Origin of the sequence: Altererythrobacter sp. CAU 1644 (assembly GCF_029623755.1) — a bacterium.
Classification (GTDB): domain Bacteria; phylum Pseudomonadota; class Alphaproteobacteria; order Sphingomonadales; family Sphingomonadaceae; genus Erythrobacter; species Erythrobacter arenosus.
Genome location: NZ_CP121106.1, coordinates 2,344,516 through 2,359,198 on the forward strand (window position 1 = coordinate 2,344,516; position 14,683 = coordinate 2,359,198).

Sequence of the window (14,683 nt, forward strand, 5' to 3'; positions counted from 1 at the left end):
CGGGTCGTGGGCAAGAGATTCAAGCAAAGACTCGCGCTTGTTCGCTGGAGGAGGGCAGCCGGGCATGTCGCGCCCAAATTGCAGAATTCAGGCGAGTAGGAAAACCGATCGACCAATCCGGTCAGCTGGTCTGTACCTTGTTCACCCCGCGAAGCGATCTGCCATGCTTACGCGTTTGCGCCGCGCTCAAGCAGCACTTCGATGATTGCGTCGAGTCCCCGGTCGCTCCAGACGAAAGGGCGGAGAGCATTCCTGATACTCTCCTCGTTTGACGCGGCAAACGCTGGGTCTTCAATCGCCTCGCTAAGCAACGCATTGGTCGCTTCGATCTGAGTGCTTGCGTCGTTCTTGCTCGCCCTGCTCGCAACGACCTGGGCGGTAGGAAGGTCATCAGCAGCTATCGCGGCAACCATGAGGTAGAGTTGGAGGAGCGCGTCGGGAGACGGGTTGCGTTCCACCATTGGGCGCAGCCTCGCTTGCAACTCGCGTACTTCCGATGGTGCCAGGCATGACGAAGCATCCGCCTCGAGCGCAGCGACAAGCGTGGGGTAGGAGCTGCCCCGTTCTACCGCCCGCCGGATGAAGCCGATCGCCGCGTCGCAATTGTCATTGGCGAGTTCGAGCTTCGCCGCCACGAAGTTGGCGAAAGGGTTGTATTCATCAATCTTTATGGCCTGCCGCAAGTACGACCATCCCTCTCCCTCTCGCTCCAGGCTTTGGCCCGAGGCTGCCTTTGCTTGGTAAAAACCGTAGGATTTCCGGGCCAGCCAGAACGAGCGATAGTCGCTATCGGGAAATTTCTTGAGACATTCCTCGACCAGTCGGGCCGCCGTGGCGCCGTCTGTCCGCATATTTTCCACACGGACGAAGCATTGATATCCATTCGCTGGCCGTGAGCCGATCTTCTTCAGCTGATCGAGCGCAATCACGCCATTGGGAGAAGTCAGGTAGATCAGGGCCGCCTCAAGATCGTCGCGCGCGTTTTCCAGATCGGAGAAGTCGACCGCAATCCGGTCGGCGAACAGAACTTCAGAATTTGCGTTCATCATCGATAGATGGATTTCGGGTTCGCGACTATCACCGACCCCCATGTCGATTGTGACGACATAGTCGGCGGGATCGTCGACAAAGCGATCCTGATAGGGCTTGGAGACAAAGGAATTGGAGAGCTGGATACGCGCAATCCGCTCCAGCTCGTGCCCAATAGTGCTTCCTCCTGAGGTCGCCCATCCCGGAGCCTCGATCACCTTAAGTTCAACCGCCGGTGGACCGGACGGCCCCTGGCCCATTCCTGTAAGGTCCTTCAAGGCGAAGTAGCCGACGATGAACGAAGCAACCACGACGGCAATCGACAGAAGGATTGGAATGGTCGAAGTGATGCTGCGTGCAGGCGGATCTGCGTCACTGGCAATCGGCCTTTGGCCCGATGGCGTACGGCTTTCGGACTGATCTTGCTTCGCGCGGATTAACGTGAGGCGATAGCTTCCCTCCTCGATCGACACCTTCAACCGATTTGTGGGCAGGTTTCGGGCATAATAGCTTTCGAGATTCTTGCGCAGGCGTGAGACCTGCACGCGCGGATAGCTATCTATCGCCGGATCGAAGTTCTCGGGCCTTCCAAGCGCATCCACCGCAATCTCATGCTGGGTCGGCGCTCGGTTGCCTCCAATTGTGCGGGCCAGCAGGAACTGAAGGAGGCGGCATTGCGTAGGCGACCGCTTGAAAAGAGGATCGGCGAGAATCTTTGAGACTTCGATCCGGAGCTGATGCTCAAATATAATGTCCGGACCTTCTATTGCCGACATAGGCCCACCCCAATGAATGTAACGTATTAAAGCGAATTTACATTTTCAGGATTATTCCAACCGGACGGCTCCGCAAGCTGAAGCTTTCCTGTAGGTTGGTAACTTGTAACGTTACAATCACCGTAAATAACTCACGTTTTGAGCGGGTTGGACGCAAACTCGCAGAATGAGAACTCACCAGTTTTCTTGCGTTTTTCTTGCCTTCGCGCTTTTCCTTCCACAAGCGGCGGCAGCAAGCGAACGCAGCGACGGGGCCCAGCCGCAGACGGTTCTGGTCACGTCCAAGGTTCGTGTCCTCCCAGGCGTGCAGGTCAAGTGGTCTAAGACCAAGCCTGGGGGGCTCGAACTGGCAGCAGATGGAACGATCGACGCAATTGCCTACGAAATCCGGGAATCCCGTCGACCTGACGGCCAAACAACCATCATGGCCGAATTCCGCTGAAACAGTAGGTACGCCGCTCGGCATTCCATCCAGCAACCGTTTTGCTGATCTGCGAGGTGGGTCAGGATCAAGTCTCCGCCGCCCTTGACCTTTCCAACATTCCGACATAGATGCGCGCCCAACCGAGGCAGGTGATTCCACTCGTGGCGCCATCGTCCTCAGGTCAATAGAGCTGAACATTGCCGGTCAGTCCCGGGGGCCAGTCGCGTTGCGGCATGGCTCTTTTCTATTGGGGCGGTTCCTACGGGAAACGCTTTCGGGGCAGCCGTCAAAGTAACCCGGTGGCCGTGCTGGCCGTGGGTGGAGTGCTTCAGGCTCGTGCGACAATGCCCCATGCGGTGCCACGGCAACGCTTGCGGGACGCGCGAACCCACACATTTCACTCGGCATCCAGCATCGTGTCACCAGATCATACGGTGAAGAGTACTTATGCCGACTATCAACCAGCTGGTCCGCAAGGGCCGCACCCCGCAGAAGACCAAGTCCAAGGTCCCTGCGATGGAGCAGAACCCGCAGAAGCGCGGCGTTTGCACCCGCGTCTATACCACGACGCCGAAGAAGCCGAACTCCGCTCTGCGCAAGGTCGCCAAGGTGCGCCTGACCAACCAGCGCGAAGTCATCTCCTACATCCCGGGCGAAGGCCACAACCTGCAGGAACACAGCGTCGTGCTGATCCGCGGCGGCCGTGTGCGCGACCTTCCGGGCGTGCGCTACCACGTGCTGCGCGGCGTGCTCGACACGCAGGGTGTTAAGGACCGCAAGCAGAGCCGTTCGAAGTACGGCGCCAAGCGGCCGAAGTAATCAGGTCGGGTGCGGCACCAGCCCGCTCCGCGTCCTCTCACCTGGCCAACCACCCGATACGGGACCGGTTGGATCATCGGGTGACTGGGCGGGGGAGATGGGCCGGAACCGATCCGAACTCCAAAGGAGTTATAGAAGATGTCACGTCGTCGTCGTCCCGAGAAGCGGGTCATCCTGCCCGATCCCAAGTTTGGTGATCAGGTCCTGTCGAAGTTCATGAACAACCTCATGCTCGACGGAAAGAAATCCACTGCCGAGCGTATCGTCTATGGCGCGCTCGACACCGTCGAAGCCAAGGCCAAGGCGAACCCGGTCGAGCTGTTCCATGCAGCGCTCGACAATGTGAAGCCGCAGGTCGAGGTGCGTTCGCGCCGCGTCGGTGGTGCCACCTACCAGGTGCCGGTCGAGGTTCGCCCCGAGCGCGCCCAGGCACTCGCCATCCGCTGGCTGATCAGCGCCGCTCGCGGTCGCCCCGAAACCACCATGTCCGCCCGTCTCTCGGGCGAGCTGATGGATGCGGCGAACAACCGCGGCAACGCCGTCAAGAAGCGCGAGGATACGCACCGCATGGCTGACGCCAACCGCGCCTTCTCGCACTACCGCTGGTAACCCTGGCGCTGGCAATTTTTTCGAGGGGGGAAGGCCCTCTCATGGAGACTTAACATGGCACGCGAATATCCGCTCGAGCGGTACCGCAACATCGGCATCATGGCTCACATCGATGCCGGCAAGACCACCACGACCGAGCGTATCCTCTACTACACCGGCAAGTCCTACAAGATCGGCGAAGTCCATGACGGCGCCGCGACCATGGACTGGATGGAGCAGGAGCAGGAGCGCGGGATCACCATCACCTCGGCCGCGACGACTACGTTCTGGACCGGCGAAGATTCCACGATGGACCCGATGTCCGATCCGGAAGCGCTGCGCGCGACCCAGCCCAAGCACCGCATCAACATCATCGACACCCCCGGCCACGTCGACTTCACCATTGAAGTCGAACGTTCGCTGCGCGTGCTCGACGGTGCGGTTGCAGTGTTCGACGGCGTTGCCGGTGTTGAACCGCAATCCGAAACCGTGTGGCGCCAGGCCGACAAGTATGGCGTTCCCCGGATGTGCTTCATCAACAAGCTCGACCGTACCGGCGCAGACTTCTACTACTGCGTTCAGTCGATTGTAGATCGTCTCGGCGCGACCCCACTGGTGCTGTATCTGCCGATCGGCGCGGAAAGCAACCTCAAGGGCGTCGTCGACCTCGTCAACATGCGCGGCATCGTGTGGCAGGCCGAGGATCTCGGCGCGAAGTACGAATTCGTCGCCATCCCCGATGACCTCGCCGACAAGGCTGCCGAATATCGCGAAAAGCTGGTCGAGACTGCCGTCGAGCAGGACGACGACGTGATGGAAGCCTACCTCGAAGGCGAAGAACCCGACGCAGCGACGCTTAAGCGCCTGATTCGCAAGGGCACGATGGAGCGCGCGTTCGTTCCGGTGCTGTGTGGTTCGGCCTTCAAGAACAAGGGCGTTCAGCCGCTGCTCGACGCCGTGGTCGACTACATGCCTTCGCCGCTCGACGTTCCTGCCATCAAGGGCGTTCTGCCGGACAGCGAAGTCGAAGAAACGCGTCCTTCGAGCGATGATGAGCCCTTTGCCGCGTTGGCGTTCAAGATCATGAACGACCCGTTCGTCGGCTCGCTCACCTTCACGCGCATCTATTCGGGCAAGCTCTCGAAGGGTTCGGTCCTGAACTCGGTGAAGGACAAGAAGGAAAAGATCGGCCGCATGCTGCTGATGCACTCGAACAACCGCGAGGACATCGAAGAAGCATTCGCCGGCGACATCGTCGCTCTGGCGGGGATGAAGGACACCACCACGGGTGACACCCTGTGTGATCCAGCCAAGCCGATCATTCTCGAGCGGATGGAATTCCCCGAGCCGGTGATCGAGCTGTCGGTGGAGCCCAAGACCAAGGCCGACCAGGAAAAGATGGGCGTCGCGCTCAACCGCCTGGCTGCCGAGGATCCCTCGTTCCGCGTTTCGACCGATCACGAATCGGGCCAGACGATCATCAAGGGTATGGGCGAGCTTCACCTCGACATTCTCGTCGATCGCATGAAGCGCGAATTCAAGGTCGAAGCGAACGTCGGTGCGCCGCAGGTGGCTTACCGTGAATCGCTCGCCCGCGAAGTCGAGGTCGACTACACCCACAAGAAGCAGTCGGGTGGTTCGGGCCAGTTCGGTCGCGCCAAGGTTGTCGTCACTCCGGGTGAACGTGGCCAGGGCATCATTTTCGAAGACGAGATCAAGGGCGGTAACATTCCGCGCGAATACATCCCGGCTCTCGAAAAGGGTCTTCGCGAGCAGGCCGAAAGCGGCCACCTCGTCGGCTTCCCGATCATCGACTTCACCATCCGCCTGATCGACGGTGCCTACCATGACGTCGACTCGTCGGCGATCGCGTTCGAAATCTGCGGACGCGGCGCGATGCGCGAAGTTGCCAGCAAGGCAGGCATCAAGCTGCTCGAGCCGATCATGAAGGTTGAAGTCGTGACTCCCGAGGATTACCTCGGCGACGTCATCGGCGACCTCAACTCGCGTCGCGGCCAGATCCAAGGCACCGACAGCCGCGGCAATGCCCAGGTTGTCGAAGCCAATGTGCCGCTCGCCAACATGTTCGGTTACGTCAACGAACTGCGCTCGTTCACCCAGGGCCGCGCCCAGTACACGATGCAGTTCAGCCACTACGATGAAGTGCCGGCGAATGTCGCGCAGGAAGTCAAGGAGAAGCTTGCGTAAGCAGGCGACAGGGTCTAGGGGCGGCGCCTGATTCAGCGGGTGCCGTCCTTCCCGCAAGGATTCAATTTCAACTCAGAGGTTATTTGAGAAATGGCTAAGGAAAAATTTGAGCGGAACAAGCCGCACTGCAACATCGGCACCATCGGTCACGTCGACCACGGCAAGACCACGCTGACGGCGGCAATCACGAAGGTAATGGCTGAAACCCACGGCGGTTCGGCTGTCGACTTCGCCAACATCGACAAGGCTCCCGAAGAGCGCGAGCGCGGCATCACCATCTCGACTGCACACGTCGAGTATGAAACCTCTGCGCGTCACTATGCGCACGTCGACTGCCCGGGTCACGCCGACTACGTGAAGAACATGATCACCGGTGCGGCGCAGATGGACGGCGCTATCCTGGTTGTGAACGCTGCTGACGGCCCCATGCCGCAGACCCGCGAGCACATCCTGCTTGCCCGTCAGGTCGGCGTTCCGGCTCTGGTCGTGTACATGAACAAGGTCGACCAGGTCGATGACGAGGAAATCCTCGAGCTCGTCGAACTGGAAGTTCGCGAACTGCTTTCGAGCTACGACTTCGACGGCGACAACATTCCGATCGTCAAGGGTTCGGCTCTGGCCGCTCTCGAAGGTCGCGACGACGAAATCGGCAAGAACTCGATCATCGAGCTGATGAACGCTGTCGACGAGCACATCCCGCAGCCGGAACGTCCGGTCGACCAGGCATTCCTGATGCCGATCGAAGACGTGTTCTCGATCTCGGGCCGTGGTACGGTTGTTACCGGCCGCGTCGAAACCGGCGTTGTGAACGTCGGCGACGAAGTCGAAATCGTTGGTATCCGCGACACGCAGAAGACCACCGTCACCGGCGTCGAAATGTTCCGCAAGCTGCTTGATCGCGGTGAAGCCGGCGACAACATCGGTGCGCTCATCCGCGGCATCGGCCGTGAAGACGTCGAGCGTGGTCAGGTGCTTGCGAAGCCCGGTTCGGTCAACCCGCACACCGAGTTCAGCGCCGAAGTCTACGTTCTGTCGAAGGACGAAGGTGGCCGTCACACGCCGTTCTTCGCCAACTACCGTCCGCAGTTCTACTTCCGCACCACCGACGTCACCGGCGAAGTGATCCTTCCCGAAGGCACGGAAATGGTGATGCCGGGCGACAACGTGACCATCTCGGTCAAGCTGATCGCTCCGATCGCCATGGACGAAGGTCTGCGCTTCGCTATCCGCGAAGGCGGCCGCACCGTCGGTTCGGGCGTCGTTTCGAAGATCACCAAGTAATCTTCGTCTCAGACTGCTGAAAGTTAGGGGCCCGCTCCCTTGCAAAAGGGGGCGGGCTCTCGCTTTCACGGCCGACTTTCGAGGGTGCGTGATCGGCCAATCGGCACGGTCTGTCGCACCCAAATCCGCCATCCGGAAAAATGGCGGAAATCGGGGGTTGCCAGACACGGGTGTCACCCGTATATGCGCGCCCACAGACGGGGATTCGTCCCCTTCGATAAGGAATTTTTTGGAAGGTCGCCCGATCCGGGAAACCGGGCCAATTAGGGCAGGCCTTTCTTTTTTGTGGATCGGAAACGGTCCATTGGCTCTTTCGCATCGGTGTAGGTAATGGAAGCTCAGAATATCCGCATTCGCCTCAAGGCGTTCGACCATCGCGTTCTCGACCAGGCAACTGGCGAAATCGCAGACACCGCGCGTCGCACGGGCGCTCTTATTCGTGGCCCCATTCCCATGCCGACGCGCATCGAGAAGTTCACCGTGAACCGCGGCCCGCATATCGACAAGAAGTCGCGCGAGCAGTTCGAGGTGCGCACCTACAAGCGGCTGCTCGACATCGTGCAGCCCAACGCCCAGACCGTCGACGCGCTGATGAAGCTCGACCTTGCTGCTGGCGTGAACGTCGAGATCAAGCTGGCCTAAGCCACCTTGTCTCCGGTCAGTCGGCCCTGACCTTAAACCGGCCGAGAGTTCAGGGGCTCCAACGGCCCCGCTGATCCAGCAGGATCGGCAAGACATTGGGATACCGCCGGATCTGATCCGGGCTGCGTCCCCCGTCTAGCCCGCCAAGCCAACCGGCACGGCAGGCACTCAGCCCGGACGGGGCGATGCATACAATTTGGGCTGGCAAGCATGCGGGGATGGGCCTCGTATGCCTCTGTGTAGGAGTTACGACGATGCGCACTGGCGTTATCGCAAAGAAAGTCGGGATGACCCGCCTGTTCCAGGAGGATGGACGTCACGTTCCCGTGACCGTTCTGTCGCTGGAAAACTGCCAGGTCGTTTCGCAGCGCACGGCTGACCGTGACGGCTATTTCGCCGTCCAGCTGGGTGCTGGCGAAGCCAAGCAGAAGAATGTCAACAAGCCGCAGCGCGAACAGTTCGCCAAGGCTGAAGTTGGCCTCAAGATGAAGGTCGCGGAGTTCCGCGTGAACGACGAGGAAGGCCTCCTCCCCGTCGGCGCGACGATCACTGCAGACCACTTCATTGCCGGCCAGAAGGTCGACATCACCGGCCACACCCAGGGTAAGGGTTTCGCCGGCGCGATGAAGCGTTGGGGTTTCGGCGGTATGCGCGCCACCCACGGTGTCTCGATCAGCCACCGTGCCCACGGTTCGACGGGTAACCGCCAGGATCCGGGCCGCGTGTTCAAGAACAAGAAGATGGCCGGCCACATGGGCGACCGTCAGCGCACCCAGCAGAACCTCGAAGTCGTGCGTACCGACGCCGACCGCGGCCTGATCTTCGTCAAGGGTTCGGTCCCTGGCTCGAAGAACGGCTGGCTGCTGGTTCGTGACGCTGTGAAGCTTCCGCTCCCTGAGAACCTGCCGTTCCCGGGTGCGATGCGCCGCAATGCCGACGAAACCAAGACCGACGACGCACCTGCCGGTCTGGTTGAATCCGCTGCCGAGCACGAAGTGGTCGAGCAGGTTTCGGTCGAGCAGCAGGAAGCGCTGGCCGCTGAAGCTGAAAAGGAAGCTCCGGCAGCCGACGCAGCCGAGAACAACGCCCCCGAAGCCGATGCGGCCTCGGATGAGAACAAGGAGTCCTGATCGTGAAGGTCAAGGTCCAGAAAATCGACGGTAAGGCGTCGGGCGATATTGAGCTCAACGATGCCGTGTTCGGGGTCGAGCCGCGTGCCGACATCCTGCACCGCGTCGTCACCTGGCAGCTGGAAAACCGCCGTGGCACCGCCCGTCCGACGCGCGAGCGTTCGGATGTTGCCCGCACCGGCAAGAAGTTCGGCCGCCAGAAGGGTGGCGGTACCGCCCGTCACGGCGACCGTGCAGCTCCGATCTTCATCGGCGGCGGCAAGGCCCACGGTGCGCGCAAGCGCGACTTCGAGCCTTCGCTCAACAAGAAGATCCGTGCGCTCGGCCTCAAGATGGCGCTTTCGAGCAAGGCGAAGGACGGCCTCGTGGTTGTCGACAGCCTCGAGCTCAAGGACGCCAAGACCAAGGCTCTCAAGGTTCACTTCGACAAGGCCGGCTGGAACGGCAAGGTCCTGGTGATCGACGGCGAAAGCGTGAACGACGGCTTCAAGAAGGCCGCTGGCAACCTCAAGGGTGTCAACGTTCTCCCGGCGATGGGCGCCAATGTCTACGACATCCTCAACCACGACACGCTGGTCCTGACCAAGGACGCGGTCGAAAAGCTGGAGGCGCGCTTCAATGGCTAAGAAGCAGGAAATCGATGCGCGTCACTACGACGTGATCCTCGCCCCGCACATCACCGAGAAGTCGACCCTGGCTTCGGAACAGAACGCTGTTGTGTTCAAGGTGGCAGGCGACGCGACGAAACCGCAGATCAAGGAAGCGGTGGAAGCGATCTACGACAAGAAGGTCGTGGGCGTGAACACGATCGTCGTGAAGGGCAAGACCAAGCGCTGGAAGGGCAAGCCCTACAAGCGCTCCGACGTGAAGAAGGCGATCGTCACCCTCGCCGAGGGTGAAATGATCGACATCACGAGCGGTATCTGAGGCCAAGGGACGTAGGAACTAAAGATGGCACTCAAGAACTACAAACCGACGAGCCCCGCACGCCGCGGCCTCATCCTTGTCGACAAGTCCGGCCTGTGGAAGGGCAAGCCGGTCAAGTCGCTCACGGAAGGCAAGCGCAAGACCGGTGGCCGGAACAACAAGGGTCATGTCACCTCGCGCGGCATGGCTGGCGGTCACAAGCAGAAGTACCGCTACATCGACTTCAAGCGTCGCAAGTGGGACGTCGAAGGCACCGTCGAGCGGATCGAGTACGATCCCAACCGCACCGCCTTCATCGCGCTCATCAAGTATGACGACGGTGAACTGGCCTACATCATCTGCCCGCAGCGTCTCGCTGTCGGCGACAAGGTGATCGCGGCCGAGAAGTGCGATACGAAGCCGGGCAACGCCATGCTGCTGGGCCAGATGCCGGTCGGCACCATCTGCCACAACGTGGAGATGAAGCCGGGCAAGGGCGGCCAGATCGCTCGCAGCGCAGGCACCTATGTCCAGATCGTCGGTCGTGACCGCGGCATGGTCATTGCGCGCCTCAACTCGGGCGAGCAGCGTTACCTGCGGGCGGACTGCATGGGTACGGTTGGCGCGGTGTCGAACCCCGACAACCAGAACCAGAACTTCGCCAAGGCCGGCCGCAAGCGCTGGATGGGCGTGAAGCCGCTGACCCGCGGTGTCGCCAAGAACCCGGTCGATCACCCGCACGGTGGTGGTGAAGGCCGCACCTCGGGTGGCCGTCATCCGGTTACGCCGTGGGGCAAGCCGACCAAGGGCGCTCGCACTCGCAACAACAAGCAGACGGACAAGATGATCATCCGTTCGCGCCACGCCAAGAAGAAGAGGTAAGACAAGATGGCACGTTCCGTCTGGAAAGGACCGTTCGTCGAACTCAGCCTTCTCAAGAAGGCGGAGGACGCACAGGATGCGAACAGCAACAAGCCGATCAAGACCTGGTCGCGCCGTTCGACCATCCTCCCGCAGTTCGTTGGCCTGACGTTCAACGTCTACAACGGGCAGAAGTTCATCCCCGTCTCCGTTTCGGAAGAAATGGTCGGCCACAAGCTTGGTGAGTTCGCTCCGACGCGCAACTTCCCCGGCCACGCTGCCGACAAGAAGGGCAAGCGCTAATGAGCAAGGCAAAGGCACCCCGTCGCGTCGCCGACAATGAGGCGCTGGCTGTCGGTACCACGATCCGTGGTTCCGCGCAGAAGTTGAACCTCGTTGCCGAGCTGATCCGCGGCAAGAAGGCCGAAGAGGCCATGAACATCCTCGCCTTCTCGAAGAAGGCGATGGCGCGTGACGCCAGCAAGGTGCTCGCTTCGGCGATCGCCAATGCGGAAAACAACCACAATCTGGACGTCGATGCGCTTGTCGTGGCGGAAGCCTCGGTCGGCAAGTCGATCACCATGAAGCGGTTCCACACCCGCGGCCGTGGCAAGTCCACCCGGATCCTCAAGCCGTTCAGCCGGCTGCGGATCGTCGTGCGCGAAATGGAAGAGGCGTAAGATGGGTCAGAAGAGCAATCCGATCGGTCTGCGCCTGCAGATCAACCGTACCTGGGACAGCCGCTGGTACGCCGAAGGGCGTGACTATGCCAAGCTGCTCAAGGAAGACATCGAGATGCGCAAGTTCATCATCGAGAGCCTGCCGCAGGCGGCAATCTCGAAGGTGGTGATTGAGCGTCCGGCCAAGCTGTGCCGCGTTTCGATCTACGCTGCCCGCCCCGGTGTCATCATCGGCAAGAAGGGCGCGGACATCGAAAAGCTGCGCACCAAGCTGTCGCAGATGACCGAAAGCGAAGTGAAGCTGAACATCGTTGAAATCCGCAAGCCGGAAATCGATGCCAAGCTCGTCGCCCAGGGCGTTGCCGACCAGCTCGTCCGCCGCGTCGCTTTCCGTCGTGCCATGAAGCGTGCCGTTCAGTCGGCGCTGCGTCTGGGTGCGGAAGGCATCAAGATCACCTGCGGCGGCCGTCTGGGCGGCGCAGAAATCGCGCGCGTCGAATGGTATCGCGAAGGTCGTGTGCCGCTGCACACCCTGCGCGCCAACGTCGACTATGCCGAAGCCGAAGCGCTGACCGCCTACGGCATCATCGGCATCAAGGTCTGGATCTTCAAGGGCGAGATCCTCGCTCACGATCCGACCGCGCAGGACCGCCTCATGATGGAAGCCCAGACCTCGGGCGTCCGTCCGGCGCGCTGATTGCAGGATTAGGAAAGAACCATGCTGCAACCGAAGAAAACCAAGTACCGCAAGGCGTTCAAGGGCAAGATCCATGGCAACGCCAAGGGCGGCACCACGCTGAACTTCGGGTCCTATGGCCTGAAGGCGCTCGAGCCCGAGCGTATCACCGCGCGCCAGATCGAAGCTGCGCGTCGTGCGATCACCCGCCACATCAAGCGTCAGGGACGCCTGTGGATCCGCGTGTTCCCCGACGTTCCGGTGTCGAAGAAGCCTGCCGAGGTCCGTCAGGGTAAGGGCAAGGGTTCGGTCGAATACTGGGCTGCTCGCGTGAAGCCGGGCCGCATCCTGTTCGAACTCGACGGTGTTGCCGGCCCGCTCGCTGCGGAAGCGTTCAGCCGCGCCGCGATGAAGCTGCCGATCAAGACCAAGGTCGTGGCCCGTCTCGGCGACACCTCGCACCTGGGAGGCGAATAATGGCCAACAAGAACCAGATCGAAGACCTGCGCGCCAAGAGCGACGACCAGCTTGCTGCTGACCTCGTCGAACTGAAGCGCGAGCAATTCAACCTGCGTTTCCAGGCTGCGACCAACCAGCTCGAGGCTCCGGCCCGGGTTCGCGAAGTCCGCCGCTCGATCGCCAAGATCAAGACGCTGCAGAACGAACGCGCCGCCACCGCGGCAGCCAAGGCTTGAGGAGCTAGACAATGCCTAAGCGCATCCTGATCGGGACTGTCACCTCCGACAAGACCGACAAGACCGTGACCGTGAAGGTCGAACGCAAGGTGAAACACCCGCTCTACGGGAAGATCATCCGTCGTTCGAAGAAGTATCACGCGCACGACGAGAACAACGAATACACCATCGGCGACGTCGTTCGTATCGAAGAGACCAAGCCGATTTCGAAAACCAAGACCTGGGCCGTCAAGGACCGGGTCACGGCCGGCGGCACGCAGGCGGTGGAAGCCGACCTCGAAGTCGAAGCCGCAGGTAACTGAGTTAGACGTAAGGAACTGCCGGACGTGTTCCGGCAAGCCAGTGAGAAGGAACCGGATCGATGATCCAGATGCAATCCAATCTCGACGTCGCGGACAACAGCGGCGCCAAGCGCGTCCAGTGCATCAAGGTACTGGGCGGCTCGAAGCGTCGCACCGCGTCGGTCGGCGATGTGATCGTGGTTTCCGTCAAGGAAGCCCAGCCGCGCGCCCGCGTTAAGAAGGGCGATGTGCACCGTGCGGTTATCGTGCGCACCAAGAAGGACGTTCGTCGTCCCGATGGCAGCGTGATCCGCTTCGACAGCAATGCCGCGGTTCTCGTCAACAAGAACGAAGAGCCGATCGGCACTCGTATCTTCGGCCCGGTGGTGCGCGAACTGCGCGGCCGCGGGTTCATGAAGATCATCTCGCTCGCTCCGGAGGTGCTCTAAGATGGCATCCGCTAAGATCAAGAAGGGTGACAGCGTCGTCGTCCTGTCCGGCAAGGACAAGGGCCAGACCGGAACCGTCGCGAAGGTCATGCCGAAGGAAGGCAAGATCGTCGTCGAAGGCGTGAACGTCGCGACCCGTCACCGCAAGCCGAGCCAGGCCAACCCGCAGGGTGGCATCGACCGCTTCGAAGCGCCGATGCACATCAGCAAGGTCGCCCTGGCCGATCCGAAATCAGGCAAGCCCACCCGCGTCCGCTTCGAAACGAAGAAGGACGGCAAGAAGGTGCGCGTTGCCGTCAAGTCCGGGGAGACCATCGATGGCTGATTATACCCCCCGCATGAAGCAGAAGTACGAGGACCAGATCGTCAAGGCGATGACCGAGAAGTTCGGTTACAAGAACCGCCTTGAAGTCCCCAAGCTCGAAAAGATCACGCTCAACATGGGCGTGGGCGAAGCGAGCCAGGACAAGAAGAAGGTCCAGACCGCTGCCGAGGAAATGGCGCTGATCGCCGGCCAGAAGCCGGTCATTACCAAGGCCAAGAAGTCGATCGCGCAGTTCAAGCTGCGTGAAGGCATGCCGATCGGTTGCAAGGTAACCCTGCGCCGCGACCGCATGTTCGAGTTTCTCGACCGCCTCGTGACCATCGCAATGCCGCGTATCCGCGACTTCCGCGGGCTCAACCCGAAGTCGTTCGACGGCCGAGGCAACTACGCGATGGGTCTCAAGGAACAGATCGTGTTCCCCGAGATCAGCTACGACAAGATCGAGAAGGTGCGTGGCATGGATATCATCGTCACCACTACCGCTAAAACCGACGAGGAAGCACGCGAACTGCTCAAGCTGTTCGGTTTCCCGTTCCCGGCTGAAGAAGCAGCCGAAGAAAAGGAAGCGGCGTGAGCCGCTGACCAGGAGAGCTTAAGTCCATGGCGAAACTGAGTTCCATTAACAAGAATGAGCGTCGCAAGAAGCTCGTTCAGAAGTACGCAAACAAGTACGCCAAGCTGAAGGCGATTGCGGACGATAACTCGCTCGATGAGAGCGAGCGTCTGATCGCGCGCCTGAAGATGGCGGAAATCCCGCGCAACGCGAACCCGACCCGGGTCCGCAACCGTTGCGCCACCACCGGCCGCCCGCGCGGCTACTACCGCAAGTTCGGCATCAACCGCATCGAACTGCGCGACCTTGGCAACAAGGGCCTGATTCCGGGCCTGACCAAGTCGAGCTGGTGAGGATCTA

General features: G+C 60.9%; 21 protein-coding genes. 20 read left to right on the plus strand and 1 reads right to left on the minus strand.

The genetic code is table 11. From position 1 onward, the window contains the following. Positions 1 to 167: 167 nt before the first annotated feature. The gene (locus P7228_RS11630; protein ID WP_278015408.1) at positions 168 to 1,631 is read right to left on the minus strand and encodes a tetratricopeptide repeat protein; all 1,464 of its coding nucleotides are present in this window, start codon (positions 1,629 to 1,631) and stop codon (positions 168 to 170) included. A gap of 340 nt (positions 1,632 to 1,971) precedes the next feature. On the opposite strand from P7228_RS11630, the gene P7228_RS11635 reads away from it, so the two are divergent. From P7228_RS11635 to rpsN, 20 genes are all read left to right on the plus strand, one after another. Next, positions 1,972 to 2,247, plus strand: a complete 276-nt coding sequence (locus P7228_RS11635; protein WP_278015409.1) for a hypothetical protein — start codon at positions 1,972 to 1,974, stop codon at positions 2,245 to 2,247. Between the two features lie 429 nt (positions 2,248 to 2,676). Next, on the plus strand, positions 2,677 to 3,048 hold the full coding sequence (rpsL, locus tag P7228_RS11640) for a 30S ribosomal protein S12 (RefSeq protein ID WP_010234651.1): 372 nt from the start codon (positions 2,677 to 2,679) through the stop codon (positions 3,046 to 3,048). A 138-nt stretch (positions 3,049 to 3,186) separates the two neighbouring features. Beyond that, entirely contained in the window at positions 3,187 to 3,657 is a 471-nt protein-coding gene (gene rpsG, locus P7228_RS11645) for a 30S ribosomal protein S7 (protein ID WP_278015410.1), read from the plus strand. Positions 3,658 to 3,711: 54 nt separating this feature from the next. Then, a complete protein-coding gene (gene fusA / locus P7228_RS11650; protein WP_278015411.1) occupies positions 3,712 to 5,844 on the plus strand; it encodes an elongation factor G in 2,133 nt (710 codons plus the stop codon). 90 nt (positions 5,845 to 5,934) lie between these two features. Next, complete coding sequence (gene tuf, locus P7228_RS11655; protein WP_278015412.1) at positions 5,935 to 7,125, plus strand: elongation factor Tu; 1,191 nt, start codon at positions 5,935 to 5,937, stop codon at positions 7,123 to 7,125. A gap of 330 nt (positions 7,126 to 7,455) precedes the next feature. Then, positions 7,456 to 7,767: a 30S ribosomal protein S10 gene (rpsJ, locus tag P7228_RS11660; RefSeq protein ID WP_006831877.1), complete on the plus strand. Its 312-nt coding sequence runs from the start codon at positions 7,456 to 7,458 to the stop codon at positions 7,765 to 7,767. Between the two features lie 254 nt (positions 7,768 to 8,021). Beyond that, positions 8,022 to 8,897, plus strand: coding sequence for a 50S ribosomal protein L3 (gene rplC / locus P7228_RS11665; protein ID WP_278015413.1), 876 nt, complete (start codon positions 8,022 to 8,024; stop codon positions 8,895 to 8,897). A gap of 2 nt (positions 8,898 to 8,899) precedes the next feature. Beyond that, the gene (gene rplD, locus P7228_RS11670) at positions 8,900 to 9,523 is read left to right on the plus strand and encodes a 50S ribosomal protein L4 (protein ID WP_278015414.1); all 624 of its coding nucleotides are present in this window, start codon (positions 8,900 to 8,902) and stop codon (positions 9,521 to 9,523) included. Further along, the gene (locus P7228_RS11675; RefSeq protein WP_278015415.1) at positions 9,516 to 9,824 is read left to right on the plus strand and encodes a 50S ribosomal protein L23; all 309 of its coding nucleotides are present in this window, start codon (positions 9,516 to 9,518) and stop codon (positions 9,822 to 9,824) included. The genes rplD and P7228_RS11675 overlap by 8 nt, the downstream gene beginning before the upstream one ends. Positions 9,825 to 9,848: 24 nt before the next feature. Then, complete coding sequence (rplB, locus tag P7228_RS11680) at positions 9,849 to 10,685, plus strand: 50S ribosomal protein L2 (protein ID WP_278015416.1); 837 nt, start codon at positions 9,849 to 9,851, stop codon at positions 10,683 to 10,685. Positions 10,686 to 10,691: 6 nt separating this feature from the next. Continuing rightward, the gene (rpsS, locus tag P7228_RS11685) at positions 10,692 to 10,967 is read left to right on the plus strand and encodes a 30S ribosomal protein S19 (protein WP_278015417.1); all 276 of its coding nucleotides are present in this window, start codon (positions 10,692 to 10,694) and stop codon (positions 10,965 to 10,967) included. Beyond that, a complete protein-coding gene (gene rplV, locus P7228_RS11690; RefSeq protein ID WP_278015418.1) occupies positions 10,967 to 11,344 on the plus strand; it encodes a 50S ribosomal protein L22 in 378 nt (125 codons plus the stop codon). Before rpsS ends, rplV begins: the two co-directional genes overlap by 1 nt. A gap of 1 nt (position 11,345) precedes the next feature. After that, entirely contained in the window at positions 11,346 to 12,041 is a 696-nt protein-coding gene (gene rpsC / locus P7228_RS11695) for a 30S ribosomal protein S3 (protein ID WP_278015419.1), read from the plus strand. Positions 12,042 to 12,062: 21 nt separating this feature from the next. Beyond that, entirely contained in the window at positions 12,063 to 12,497 is a 435-nt protein-coding gene (rplP, locus tag P7228_RS11700; protein ID WP_278015420.1) for a 50S ribosomal protein L16, read from the plus strand. Then, a complete protein-coding gene (rpmC, locus tag P7228_RS11705; RefSeq protein ID WP_278015421.1) occupies positions 12,497 to 12,715 on the plus strand; it encodes a 50S ribosomal protein L29 in 219 nt (72 codons plus the stop codon). Before rplP ends, rpmC begins: the two co-directional genes overlap by 1 nt. An 11-nt stretch (positions 12,716 to 12,726) precedes the next feature. Beyond that, positions 12,727 to 13,017, plus strand: coding sequence for a 30S ribosomal protein S17 (gene rpsQ / locus P7228_RS11710; RefSeq protein WP_278015422.1), 291 nt, complete (start codon positions 12,727 to 12,729; stop codon positions 13,015 to 13,017). 59 nt (positions 13,018 to 13,076) lie between these two features. Further along, positions 13,077 to 13,445, plus strand: coding sequence for a 50S ribosomal protein L14 (rplN, locus tag P7228_RS11715; protein WP_061924894.1), 369 nt, complete (start codon positions 13,077 to 13,079; stop codon positions 13,443 to 13,445). Between the two features lies 1 nt (position 13,446). Beyond that, positions 13,447 to 13,770: a 50S ribosomal protein L24 gene (gene rplX, locus P7228_RS11720; RefSeq protein WP_278015423.1), complete on the plus strand. Its 324-nt coding sequence runs from the start codon at positions 13,447 to 13,449 to the stop codon at positions 13,768 to 13,770. After that, positions 13,763 to 14,344: a 50S ribosomal protein L5 gene (gene rplE, locus P7228_RS11725; protein WP_278015424.1), complete on the plus strand. Its 582-nt coding sequence runs from the start codon at positions 13,763 to 13,765 to the stop codon at positions 14,342 to 14,344. Before rplX ends, rplE begins: the two co-directional genes overlap by 8 nt. 26 nt (positions 14,345 to 14,370) lie before the next feature. Further along, a complete protein-coding gene (gene rpsN / locus P7228_RS11730) occupies positions 14,371 to 14,676 on the plus strand; it encodes a 30S ribosomal protein S14 (RefSeq protein WP_278015425.1) in 306 nt (101 codons plus the stop codon). The last annotated feature ends 7 nt before the right edge of the window (positions 14,677 to 14,683 follow it).